10 protein-coding genes and 1 pseudogene are annotated in these 11461 nt (G+C 72.0%); 5 read left to right on the top strand and 6 right to left on the bottom strand.

Translation table 11 applies throughout. The annotated features are described in order from the left end of the window. Positions 1 to 310 (top strand): annotated as a pseudogene (locus ACTWPW_RS25545) (hypothetical protein); the annotation flags it as partial. Between the two features lie 141 nt (positions 311 to 451). Here the strand turns inward: ACTWPW_RS25545 and ACTWPW_RS25540 are convergent. Next, positions 452 to 1510 (bottom strand): TerC/Alx family metal homeostasis membrane protein, encoded by a 1059-nt coding sequence (locus ACTWPW_RS25540; protein WP_443170118.1) that lies wholly within the window; start codon positions 1508 to 1510, stop codon positions 452 to 454. A gap of 171 nt (positions 1511 to 1681) precedes the next feature. Beyond that, complete coding sequence (locus tag ACTWPW_RS25535; protein ID WP_443170117.1) at positions 1682 to 2515, bottom strand: TIGR02452 family protein; 834 nt, start codon at positions 2513 to 2515, stop codon at positions 1682 to 1684. A 116-nt stretch (positions 2516 to 2631) separates the two neighbouring features. On the opposite strand from ACTWPW_RS25535, the gene ACTWPW_RS25530 reads away from it, so the two are divergent. Continuing rightward, positions 2632 to 2844 (top strand): hypothetical protein, encoded by a 213-nt coding sequence (locus ACTWPW_RS25530; protein WP_443170116.1) that lies wholly within the window; start codon positions 2632 to 2634, stop codon positions 2842 to 2844. Positions 2845 to 2866: 22 nt separating this feature from the next. Here the strand turns inward: ACTWPW_RS25530 and ACTWPW_RS25525 are convergent, their stop codons facing one another. The 4 genes from ACTWPW_RS25525 to ACTWPW_RS25510 form a co-directional block, all read right to left on the bottom strand. Next, a complete protein-coding gene (locus tag ACTWPW_RS25525) occupies positions 2867 to 3313 on the bottom strand; it encodes a MarR family winged helix-turn-helix transcriptional regulator (RefSeq protein WP_375111532.1) in 447 nt (148 codons plus the stop codon). Then, a complete protein-coding gene (locus tag ACTWPW_RS25520) occupies positions 3310 to 4791 on the bottom strand; it encodes an MFS transporter (RefSeq protein WP_443170115.1) in 1482 nt (493 codons plus the stop codon). Before ACTWPW_RS25520 ends, ACTWPW_RS25525 begins: the two co-directional genes overlap by 4 nt. 102 nt (positions 4792 to 4893) lie before the next feature. Beyond that, complete coding sequence (locus ACTWPW_RS25515; RefSeq protein WP_443170114.1) at positions 4894 to 7464, bottom strand: FtsX-like permease family protein; 2571 nt, start codon at positions 7462 to 7464, stop codon at positions 4894 to 4896. Positions 7465 to 7467: 3 nt separating this feature from the next. Next, positions 7468 to 8253: an ABC transporter ATP-binding protein gene (locus ACTWPW_RS25510; RefSeq protein ID WP_375111535.1), complete on the bottom strand. Its 786-nt coding sequence runs from the start codon at positions 8251 to 8253 to the stop codon at positions 7468 to 7470. A gap of 216 nt (positions 8254 to 8469) precedes the next feature. Here ACTWPW_RS25510 and ACTWPW_RS25505 point away from each other — a divergent pair, with 216 nt between their 5' ends. The 3 genes from ACTWPW_RS25505 (at position 8470) to ACTWPW_RS25495 (ending at position 11448) form a co-directional block, all read left to right on the top strand. Continuing rightward, positions 8470 to 9462 (top strand): serine hydrolase domain-containing protein, encoded by a 993-nt coding sequence (locus ACTWPW_RS25505; RefSeq protein WP_443170113.1) that lies wholly within the window; start codon positions 8470 to 8472, stop codon positions 9460 to 9462. A 98-nt stretch (positions 9463 to 9560) separates the two neighbouring features. Next, positions 9561 to 10214 carry a response regulator transcription factor gene (locus ACTWPW_RS25500; protein ID WP_443170112.1) on the top strand — a complete coding sequence of 218 codons (654 nt, stop codon included), beginning with the start codon at positions 9561 to 9563 and terminating at the stop codon, positions 10212 to 10214. A gap of 16 nt (positions 10215 to 10230) precedes the next feature. Further along, positions 10231 to 11448: a sensor histidine kinase gene (locus tag ACTWPW_RS25495; RefSeq protein WP_443170111.1), complete on the top strand. Its 1218-nt coding sequence runs from the start codon at positions 10231 to 10233 to the stop codon at positions 11446 to 11448. Positions 11449 to 11461: the final 13 nt, after the last annotated feature.

The following is an 11461-nucleotide window of genomic DNA, read 5'->3' as shown; positions in this document are numbered from 1 at the left end:
CACCCCCTCCGCCCCCACGCACTCCGGCCCCACGCACTCCGACACCCCGCACTCCGGCCCCGCCGCGCTCCCCGACCCCAGCGGGCCCGGCGCCGCCGACCCGGCAGGCCCCGCCGACCCGGCCGGCCCTGCCGACCCCGCCGCCCGCCTCGTCCTCCCGGACGGGGAGGACGAGCGCGAGCGGGCGGAGTGGGTGCCGATGCTGCGCGTCCAGGGGCTGATCGAGGAGCAGGCCATCACCTCGGCCACCACGTCGGCGGCCCTGCTCCACGTCCTGGCCAACCTCCTCCAGGCCCGTACCTCCCACTGACAACGCAGGAGCCGCCCGGCTTTCCGCGGGTGCCGCGTGTCCGCAGGCTGACCGCCTGCGGACCTCCCACCGCACGCCGCTCCTCCCCCGGAAGGGACAGCGCGGGCAGGCGCGGTGACGTGCGGAGGGCCGGGCCCGGCGCTAGTCCTTGGCCGGTTCCGGGACCGGTTCCGGAACCGGTTCCGGGCGGCTCGCCCCGGCCGCGGCCGCCCGGAGGCGGTCCCGGCGGTTGGCCATCAGGCTGGTGATGGTGACCGTGACCAGCACGAACACGATGACCGCGAGCGAGGCCAGGGTGGGGATCTCCGGGAGCTGCGGCCAGACGCCGTGCCCCCAGTGCAGGACCAGCTTGACCCCGATGAAGGCCAGGATGACGCTGAGCCCGTGGTTCAGGTGGCGCAGCTTGGTCAGCACGCCCTGGAGCACGAAGTACAGCGCCCGCAGGCCCAGCAGGGCGAAGGCGTTGGTGGCGAAGACGAGGAACGGGTCCTCGGTGACGCCGTACACGGCCGGTACGGAGTCCACGGCGAAGACGATGTCCGTGGCCAGGATCGCGACCGCCGCCAGCGCCAGCGGGGTGAGCGCCAGCCGGCCCTTCTCACGGACGAGCAGCCGGGAACCCCGGTAGTCCTCGGTGACCGGCATGAAGCGCCGTACCAGCCGGACCGTGCGCATGGAGGAGATGTCCACCTCCTGCTCGCTCCCGGCCAGCACGTCCTTGAGGATCTTGCCGGCGGTGACGATCAGGATCGCCCCGAACAGCAGGAACGCCCACGTGCCGCTCTGCAGCGCGGCGGCGCCCAGCGCGATGAAGATCACGCGTAGCACCAGTGCCCCGACGATGCCGTACAGCAGCACCCGCCTGGCCAGCGCCGACGGCACCGCGAACGCGGACAGCAGCAACATGAAGACGAACAGGTTGTCGACCGACAGCGACTTCTCCACCACGAACCCGGTGAAGAACTCCACCGCCGTGCCGCCACCGAAGTCCAGCCACAGGTAGACCCCGAAGATCACCGGTAGCAGCAGGTAGAAGACCGACCAGCCCACCGCGTCCCGGATGCGCTCCTCGCGCTGACGGCGGGTGAGCAGCAGGTCCAGCAACAGCAGCAGGACCAGAACCGCCACCGTGATGGACCAGAGAGCCGGAGAAGCGATGGTACGCAGCTCGACGGCATGCGAAAACGTCCCCGCGGACATGGGAAACCTCCCTCGAACGCACTTATCCCGTTCGAGGTCTCCTTCACCCATGCGGGCAGCCGTCCGGGGACGCGCGGGACGTCCGTACTGACCGGGCCGACTCTTGCGAAGTACTCCCCTCGCGCGTTCAGACTAGATGAAACCCGGACATGCCTCCACCCCGAGATCGTGTCACGCGAAGCGGTCGGCGAAGGCGGCCCGGTTCGCGGACTCCGGCGTTCGGTCCCACACCGCGAACACCACCTGGTCGAACACCGCCGCGTACGCACCCGTGAGGTGCTCGTGGAAGACCCCGGCCACCTCGCGCGGGTCGTTGCGGAACACCCCGCAGCCCCAGGCCCCGAGCACGAGCCGGCGCGCGCCGTGGTGGGCGGCCACGGCCAGCACGCGCCCGGCGCGCTCGCGCAGCGCCCGCAGGACGCTCTCGCCCCGGCCGGGGTCGCGGCGCAGCACCTGCCCGGCGTTGGGCGCCGGGGAGGTCAGGAACGACACCGGGTACGGCTCCCGCAGCAGCCGCCCGTCGTCGCCCCGGTGCACGGGCACGTCGGGGGACCAGATGACGCGGTGGCTGTAGAGCAGGTCGGTGGCGGCGCGGTGCGCGGCGTAGTAGTCGGGGGCCTGGAGCAGGCAGGGGTACAGGAGGCTGTGCCGGCACAGGTCCTCCTCCTGGGCCGTGGCCCCTCCGAGGTAGCCGCCGCCCGGGTTGCGGGCCGAGGCGAAGTTGAGCACCGCGACGCGTCCCTCCCCGCCCGGGTCGAGGTGCAGCCGCCGGGCGGCCTGGAGGCTGCCCTCGGCGGTCACCTCGAAGGACGTGCGCAGGCCGGGCCGCGGAGCGGGCGGGTCGAAGCGCGCGTCGGGCGCGTAACTCACGGTGCCGTCGATCGCCGCCTTCAGCGCCGGTCCCACGACGACGAGATCGCCGTCGCCCGTCGTGTACCCGCCCGTGTCGACGATCTCCGCGTTGGCGTCCGCGATCTCGCGCAGTCTGCGCCGTCTTCTGTCCACGCGTCCGCATGCTAGGACGCGACCGGCTCCCGCGCCGAACGGTTTTCGCGATCCGCCTTCCGACCGCCGCACGGGACGCGGTGCCACAACTCGACGTCAGAGACGGAGCTGCTGCGATGACCGTGGAGGACCGCTTCGGCCAAGGCCTTGACGAGGAGCGCAGGAACCGGGTGCTCGGCACCTTCAGCGAGACCGTGACCGACCCGGTCTCGGACTGGGCGACCGACTTCTCCCCGTGGATCCCGTATGGGCCGCCGACCCCCATCCGATCCACGACGGCCCGCCTGGCGCCGGCCAACTGCCCCGAACGCGCCATCGACCTCCGTTGACGCCGGGCGGGGCGCCGCTGGCTCATGACCTTCGCGCGGACTCCTCCGGGGCGCGGAGCCCGGCGATGATGCGGTCGAGGTCGGCCAGGTCGCCGGGGTCCAGGGCGAGCAGGGAGCGCGGCGGGCGGGCCAGGATGCGCTCGGCCTCCTCGGCGGCGGCCCTGCCCGCCGGGGTGAGGGCGACGATCTTGCTGCGGCGGTCGTCCGGGGAGACGCTGCGGGTCACGTAGCCGCGCTGCTCCAGGTCGTCCACCATCAGCGTGGTGTACGGCTTGTCGGTGGACAGGTCGGCGGTCAGCTCCCGCATGGTCATCGGCCCGGCCAGCAGGTGGCGCAGCGCCTTCACCCGGAAGAAGCTCATGCCGAGCGTCTCGGCCACCTCCTTGCGGCGGTCCTCCTGCCGCAGGACGAGGTCGTACATGCCGGCCCAGACGCGGGCCACCGCCTCCTGGTCGAGGGCATCGCTCATGGGGTGTCCGCCGTTCTGTCGGGAGCGTGGGCGAGGCGTTCAGCGGTGCGGGCGGCGCTGCCATGGGCCCAGCCGGTCGTGGTCAGGATACCGAGCAGTACGACGGCCGCCCCGCACCCGACGATGATCCACCAGCCGACGCGGCTGGCCGCCGGGAACCCGGTGGCGAACGAGCCGGACACCGCCGAGGTGACCAGCGAGCCGATGACCGCGACGCCGAGCGACTGCCCGATCTGGCGGCTGGTGGAGGCCACGGCCGCGGCCACCCCGGCCTGGGCGCGCGGCATGCCGGACACGGCGGTGTTGGTGATCGGCGCGTTCACCATGCCGAAGCCCAGCCCGAACAGCACGTACGCGGCCATGAGCCGCCAGGTGGGCGTGTCCGCCGCGAGCCCCGTCATGATCAGCCCGCTGGCCGCCATGGTGGCCCCGGCCAGCACCAGCGGCACGCGGGTCCCGGCGTTCGCGACGATCCGGCCCGACAGCGGCGCGCAGACCACGGTCAGCGCGGCCATGGGCACCGTGTAGAGCCCGGCGTGCAGGGCGGACAGGCCCAGCACGTCCTGAAGGTAGAGGGTGTTGACGAACAGGAACCCGCCCAGCGCGGCGAACGCGCACACGGCGATGACGGTGGCCCCCGCGAACGGCGCGCTGCGGAAGAAGCGCAGGTCGATCAGGGGCTCGGCGCGGCGCAGCTCGTACGGCACCAGGCAGGCCAGCGCCAGCGCCGCGACCGCGAAGCAGCCCAGCGTCCGCGGCGAGCTCCAGCCGGCCTCCGGCGCCTCGATGAAGGCGTACGTCAGGGTTGCCAGCGCCACGATGACCAGCACCTGCCCGATCGGGTCCACCCGGCGCGGGCGCGGCGCGCGCGACTCCGGCACGAACAGCGCGCACAGCACGAACGCGGCCACCCCCACCGGGATGTTGATCCAGAAGATCGCCTGCCAGCCGACCGAGTCCACCAGCGAGCCGCCGACCAGCGGGCCCAGCGCCATGCTGACGCCGACCACCCCGCCCCACACGCCGATGGCCCGCGCCCGCTCGCGCGGCTCGGTGAAGGTGTTCGTGATGATCGACATGGCGACCGGGTTGAGCATGGAGCCGCCGACGGCCTGCAGTGCCCGCGCCGCGATCAGCCAGCCGAGGGTGGGCGCGAGCGAGCACATGAGCGAGCCGAGCGTGAACAGCACCAGGCCCGTCTGGAACGTACGGCGCCGGCCGACCCGGTCCCCGGTCGAGCCGGCCAGCATGAGCAGGCTCGCCAGCACCACCGTGTAGGCGTCGATGATCCACTGCAGGCCGGAGACGGAGGCGTTCAGGTCGCGGCGGATGGCGGGCAGCGCGATGTTCACGATCGTGTTGTCCAGGCCGACGATGAACAGGCTCATGCAGCAGATGGCCAGGACGAGCATCCGCCGGCGGGGGCCGAGTCCGGTGGTCGACGCGGGCGGGGCGGACACCCGTCTGGTTATATGCATATAACGATTATATTCGCATAACTAAGTAGATGTCCAAATTATCCCAGGCACGATGCCGGCCGCGCCGCCACGGCCCGGCCGGCCGGGCCGTGGCGGCGGCGGTCACTCGCGGGCGACGATGACCGAGATGGCGCTCCGCCGCAATGCCGACCGGGCCGGCAGGAGGGTCGCGACCAGGCCCAGGACGGCCGCGAGCGCGACGATGGTCAGGTAGACGAGCGGCGGGGCGGCGAACGCGGGGGTTCCGGTGAGCGCCAGGCTGGAGGTCACCAGCGTGGTCGCGGCGATGAGCGTGCCGAGGAAGACCGCGATGGCCACGGTGATCGCGGCCTCCGTCCCGATCATCGTCAGCACCTGACGCCGCGTCGATCCGGCGAGTCGCAGGGCCGCGAACTCGCGGCTCCGGGCGGCGGTCGCCGCGGCCAGCGTGTTCACCACGGATATCGCCGTATAGAGGCCGATGAGCATGATGAACACGTAGACGGCGGTGGTCTGGGAGTCACCGCCCTTGCCGGCCTCCGCGAGGTAGGCCTCCCGGGAGAACGCGACCAGCGTGGGATGGTGCTCCGCGAGCGCGCCGAGCCTGTCTCGCGTCAGCGAGTCGTCGCCCTCGACGTAGACGGCCGCCGCGAGCGCTCCGGGTGCGTGGTGGGTGGCCAGGGCGGCCGGGACGAGCACGTCGCTCAGGCCGAGGCTCCGACCGTAGGTGGCCACGAGCCGCAGGTCCTTACGGGTGCCGTCCGGCAGCGCCACCGGCAACGTGTCGCCCACCTGCCAGCCGTTCTCCCCGGCCGCGTCCGAACTCGCCGCGATGCTGTCGCCGACGAGCGCGTCGAGGTCGCCGTGGCGCACGTCGAGATTCAGCAGCGCCGCCAGCCCGGCGGGTGCGACGGCGAGCGCCATGAGGGTGCGGGTCTGAACTGGACCACCGGCTCCCATACCGAGGCGCACCGGGATGGGGGTCGTCGCCGCGACGGCGGTCACACCGGGGAGGCGGGCGGCGTCCCGGGTGACGGCGGGAGGCAGGCCCTGCCCGTCCGCCGAGGCGAGCACGTGATCGGCCCGGACACGCAGCCGGCTCTCCTGGAGGCTGATCATCTGCATGGTCAGCGGCATGAAGATCATGACGCAGGTGAACGTCACAGCCAGGGTGATCGGAATGCTCGCCGAGGCGATCCGCCGTGGGTCGGCTCTGACGTTGTGGGCGGCGAGGACTCCGGCTCCTCGCCCCAGGGCGAGGATCAGCGGTGCGATCAGGCGGACCACCGGCACGATGATCAACGGCCCGAGCAGCGTAACCGTGATCATGAGGGTGAACACGACCACGAAGGCATCGCCCGATCCCTTGGCCCCGCCGGTCGCGATGCTGTTGAGGACGACGAACACGCTCAGCACCAGGAAGCCGGCACCGGCGAGCAGCCGCGGCCGGGACAGGCGCCTGACCGGGACCGCCGCCTCACGCAGCGCCTCGGTCGGGCGTACCCGCGCGGCGCGTCCTCCCGCCGAGAGGGCGGCCAGCTGGGTGAGGCCGATCCCCACCACCGCCGCCACGACCACCGGGACGATCCCGTAGACGGGGCGGAAGCCCGCGGGGGCCACCCCCAAGGACACCAGCAGGCCGGCGAGCGGCCGGGACAGTGCCAGCCCGCCCGGCACACCCGCCGCCACGGCCACCACGGAGACCACGAGAGCCTCCGCGGCGATCATGCGGCGGATCTGCCGGCCGGTGGCACCCACCGCCCGCAGCAGCGCCATCTCCCGATGCCGCTGCGTGATGAGGAGGGCGAAGGTTCCGGCGACCACGAAGATCGCGACGAATCCCGCCACCGCGCTCATGATGCCGAGGAACGCGGCCGCCGTGACGTACGCGCCGGAATCGACGGACGGTTCCGCGCGGGAGGTGTCGCTGAGCACCAGGGTCCCGTCCCCGGCGGCCTTCCGGACGCGCGCGGCCAGCTGCGCGACGTCCGCTCCCGGCTGGGCGAGCACGGCCACCGCGGCGGCCCGGGCGGGCTCTCCGGACAGGCGCGCAGCAGTTTGGTCGGTGAAGAAGACGGCGGGGTGGAGCGACCCGGGCACTCCCGGATCCGCGACACCGGCCACCCGGTAGCGGCGCGTGCCGTCGGCCGCCGTGACGACGTCCGCCGTGTCCCCGACGCCGAGGCCGGTACGGACGGCGACGCCGCCGTCCAGGACGAGCTCGTCGGGCGCGGCGGGCGCGTGTCCCGCCCGCAGCCGGTACGGCGTCAGCCGGGCACTGCTCCAGCCGTGCCCCCGAATGGCGCCGCCTGCCCGCACGCCGCTCGACGGCCCGCCCACCTTGACGACCTGGCTGTAGAACGAGACGTCGGTCACGACGTCGCGTGCGCCGGTCACCTGTGCGACCCGATGGGCGACCTCGAGGGGAAGCGGCGGAGGCGGCAGCGTGTCACCGACGGGATCGGCTCCGACGTCCCAGGCCCGGCTGTCCGCGGGCGCCACGGACACGTGCGGGTCGCCGACGACGACCAGGGCGGCGGCGTGGAACCGATCGGTCCCCCCGTCCCCGGTCACGGCGGCCTGCAGCAGGAAGCCTCCCGTGGTGATGACGGTCACGGCGAGCACGACGGCCAGCAGCGAGCCCACGAAGCCGGCCTTGCGGGTGCGGGCGGTTCTCAGCGCGAGACGCAACACGGCTCACGCCTCCAGCCGGGACAACCACGCCGCGGTCCGCTCGGCCGTCGGAGCGGTCATCTCGTCCACGATGCCGCCGTCGACGAGGAAGACGACCCGGTCGGCGTACGCGGCGGCCCGTGGATCGTGCGTGACCATGACCAGGGTCCGGCCGAACACGTCCACGGCCTCCCTGAGCAGGCGGAGAACGTCGCGCCCCGCCCGGGTGTCGAGTGCCCCGGTCGGCTCGTCGGCGAAGATCACTTGCGGGCGGGTGACCAGCGCCCTGGCGATGGACACCCGCTGCTGCTGTCCGCCGGACAGCTCGGCGGGAAGATGATGCATCCGCTCCGCGAGACCCACCCGCTCAGCGATCTCGTCGACCCATTTCGCGTCCGCCCGTCCGCCGTTGAGCAGGAAAGGGAGCGTGATGTTCTGCCGGGCGGTGAGCGACGGGAGGAGATTGAACGACTGGAACACGAACCCGATGCTCTCCCGCCGGAACACGGTCAGCCGGTTCTCGGACAGCTTCGCGATGTCCACCCCCGCGAGGAGAACCGCTCCGGCATCCGGCCGTTCCAGACCGGCCGCACAGTGCATGAACGTGCTCTTTCCCGACCCGGAAGGGCCCATCAGCGCGGTGAAGGTGGCGTGCGGGAAGGCCATGGAGACGTCGCGCAGCGCGGTCACCGAGGTGGGACCCGTGCCGAACGACTTGGAGACATGCTGAAGGACCACGGGGAACCCCGGCCCGGCGGGCGGCACCGGATCCGGCACCTCGGGACGGGAAGGCTCGGCGGAGCGAGTCACAGACTGATCCTGTCGATAGGAAAATGCGCGAACAGCAGCAGGAAGTACAGCGCGACGCCCGCGGCCCTTGTCCTCCGCCCATGATCGACGTCTTCCGCCCATGATCGACTGAGCCGGGGCCCGCGGCCATCCGGGACAACCCTGAGGCCACCCCTGAACGGCCCCCGCCGCCCGCCGGCCCTTCCCCGCGAGGAGTTCGGACCGCACTATCAAGTCATGCGGATCACAGCCCTGTTGGCCCTGCTCTGCGCGGTCGCGTGCGGCTCCGCCGCCCCGGGGCTGCCGTCCGTACGGCCCTCACCGGCGCCAGGCGTGCAGGCCGAGGCCACGCGGCTGGTCGAGGCCGGATCGTCGGGCGCGGTGGTGCACGTCAGGAAGGGCGATCGGACGTGGCAGGCGGCGGCCGGGCAGGCGGACACGGGGGTGCCGATGCGGACGGATCACCGCTTCAGGATCGCGAGCATCACCAAGACGTTCACCGCGACGCTCGTTCTGCAGCAGGTGGAGGAGGGGCGGCTGGCCCTCACCGACCGGGTGGACGAACTGCTGCCGGGTGTCATCAGGACGAAGGCGACCGTGGCGGACCTGCTCCGGCACACCAGCGGCATCTCCGACTACCTGCGTGACGAGCGTTTCCTGAAGGACCTGGGCGACGGCGCCCACCTCCGGCACTGGCCACCCCGAGAACTGCTGAAATATGCGGATAAAGAGGCGCAGGGCTATTCCAACACCAACTTCATCCTGCTCGGCCTGATCCTGGAGAAGGTGTCCCGCAAGCCGTACCGGGAGCTGCTGAGCGAGCGCATCACGGGCCCGCACGGCCTGACCGCGACCGAGCTGCCCGCCGACGACCTGCCCAAGGATCTCGCGCACGGAAAGCACACCGACGGAGTGGACAACGCCGAGCTGGACTCGTCGATCTTCTGGACCGCGGGCGGGCTGATCTCGACCGCGGCCGACGTGTCGAGCTTCTACCACTGGGTGTTCAGCCAGGAGGTGGGCAGGCGGCTGCGGTCCGGCGGCTTCGGAATCTTCGCCGGGACGCTCGGCTGCGGACGGCGCGTCTTCAGCCATTCCGGGTGGATCTTCGGCTACAGCGGGATGGCGATGAGCAGCGCGGACGGTGAGACGGAGGTGGTCGTCCAGCTGGCTTCCGGCCGACCGGCCGACGCCATCGCCGCGGCCGAACGGCTCATGTGCGCCACCTGACGACGACGCCGGAGCCGCTGTGACGACCGTGTGACTGGCGTGCCGGTAGCCTTCCGCTCCGGAACGGTGTCGCGGTCGGACAGACGGGAAAAGGGCGGATGAGGGTCCTGGTGGTCGAGGATCATGTGCGGCTGGCCGACTCGGTGGCGCGGGTGTTGCGGCGCGAGGGCATGGCGGTGGACGTCGTGTACGACGGGACGGCGGCGCTCGACCGCACCACCGAGGTGGACTACGACGTGATGGTCCTCGACCGCGACCTGCCGGGCCTGCACGGCGACGATGTGTGCCGGCAGCTGATGCGCGAGCCGCGGCGTACCCGGGTGCTGATGTTGACCGCGGCCGGGACCCTCGCCGACCGGGTGGCGGGGCTCACCATCGGGGCCGACGACTATCTGCCGAAACCGTTCGCCTACCCCGAGCTGGTGGCGCGCATCCGTGCGCTCGGCCGCCGGTCCCGGACCGCTGTGCCGCCTGTCCTCGTCCACGGTGACCTGATGCTCGATCCGGCCCGGCGGCTGGCGACCCGGGCCGGAGCCCGGCTACCGCTCAACCCCAAGGAACTGGCCGTGCTGGAATACCTGCTCACCGAGCGAGGCCGGGTCGTCTCCGCCGAGGAGCTGCTGGAACGGGTGTGGGACGAGGCCGCCGACCCGTTCACCACGACGGTCAAGGCCACGATGAACCGCCTCAGGTCGAAGCTCGGTGAGCCACCGGTCATCGAGACCGTGCCCCGAGCGGGCTATCGCATCTGAACGGATGGGATCTCTCATGAGCCTGACGGCCAGGATCTCCGGCATACGGGTCCGTCTGCGGCTCACCCTGCTGTACAGCGTGCTGTTCCTGCTCTCCGGCGCCGTCCTGCTGGCCATCACCTATCTTCTCGTCACCCAGAGCGGGTGGGGCGTCCGGATGTCCACCTCCAGCTCGTCCCCCTCCGGCGATCGGAGCGTCAGCGACGTCATCGTGGGCCACGGCGTGCCCGAGAGCCCCCCGCTGACCGAAACGGAACGCGGCCTCGTCGAGGCGGCCCAGCAGCAGGCCGTGCAGCAACACGAGGAGTTCGGGCACCAGCTGCTCGTGAAGTCGGGCATCGCCCTGGCGATCATGTCGGTCCTCTCGGCAGCGCTGGGCTGGCTGGTGGCCGGGCGGGTGCTACGGCCATTGCGGACCATGACCGACAGCATCCAGCTCATCTCGGCGCGGAACGTGCAGGAGCGGCTGGCCTTCACCGGGCCGCGTGACGAGCTCAAGGACCTCGCGGACACCGTGGACGGGTTGCTCGGCCGGCTGGAGACGGCGCTCGACTCGCACAGGCGGTTCGTCGCCAACGCCGCACACGAGCTGCGGACGCCGTTGACGCTGGAGCACGCCCTGCTGGAGGAGGCCGTGCTCGATCCGGACGCGACGGTGGAGTCGTACCGGGCGCGCTTCGAGGACCTGGTGGTCGTCAGCGAGCAGCAGGCCCGGCTCCTGGAGTCGCTGCTGGTGCTGGCCACCAGCGAACGCGGCCTGGACCGGCTGGAGAGCGTGGACCTGTCAGAGCTCGCCGGCAGCGTGCTGCGCGCCACCCGGCCGAGGGCGTGCGAGCAGGGCCTGGCCGTCGTGGTACGAGCCCGGCCGGCGCGGGTCACCGGTGATCCCGCCCTCGTCGAGCGGCTGGTGGCCAACCTGGTGGACAACGCGATGAGTCACAACGTCCCGGACGGCTGGATGGAGGTCGAAACCGGCGTGGCGGGCGCGGACAGCTTCCTGTCGGTGACCAACACCGGGCCACCGGTCCCGCCGGAGATGGTGGACCGGTTGCTCGACCCGTTCCAGCGGCTCGACCGCACGGCGGACGACGGTCACCACGGCCTGGGGCTGTCCATCGTGCGGTCGATCGCCGTGGCGCACTCGGCCGACCTGAGCGTGCGCGCCCGGCCGGAGGGCGGCCTCGCGATCCGGGTGGATTTCCCGGCGGAAAAGTCACCGGCGATATCCGGGTAGCTTCCGGCCCTTT

The organism is Nonomuraea sp. KM90, from assembly GCF_052246675.1.
Taxonomy (GTDB): domain Bacteria; phylum Actinomycetota; class Actinomycetes; order Streptosporangiales; family Streptosporangiaceae; genus Nonomuraea.
Note: the sequence above shows the minus strand (reverse complement) of the source record. Positions and strands in the feature narration are given on the sequence as shown.

What these genes read in the sequence shown, in the direction of transcription:
- ACTWPW_RS25530 (WP_443170116.1), top strand. Translation starts at nt 2,632, where the DNA reads ATGACCGTGGAGGACCGCTTCGGCCAAGGCCTTGACGAGGAGCGCAGG.
- ACTWPW_RS25495 (WP_443170111.1), top strand. Translation starts at nt 10,231, where the DNA reads ATGAGCCTGACGGCCAGGATCTCCGGCATACGGGTCCGTCTGCGGCTC.
- ACTWPW_RS25520 (WP_443170115.1), bottom strand. Translation starts at nt 4,791, where the DNA reads ATGCATATAACCAGACGGGTGTCCGCCCCGCCCGCGTCGACCACCGGA.
- ACTWPW_RS25505 (WP_443170113.1), top strand. Translation starts at nt 8,470, where the DNA reads ATGCGGATCACAGCCCTGTTGGCCCTGCTCTGCGCGGTCGCGTGCGGC.
- ACTWPW_RS25500 (WP_443170112.1), top strand. Translation starts at nt 9,561, where the DNA reads ATGAGGGTCCTGGTGGTCGAGGATCATGTGCGGCTGGCCGACTCGGTG.
- ACTWPW_RS25525 (WP_375111532.1), bottom strand. Translation starts at nt 3,313, where the DNA reads ATGAGCGATGCCCTCGACCAGGAGGCGGTGGCCCGCGTCTGGGCCGGC.
- ACTWPW_RS25540 (WP_443170118.1), bottom strand. Translation starts at nt 1,510, where the DNA reads ATGTCCGCGGGGACGTTTTCGCATGCCGTCGAGCTGCGTACCATCGCT.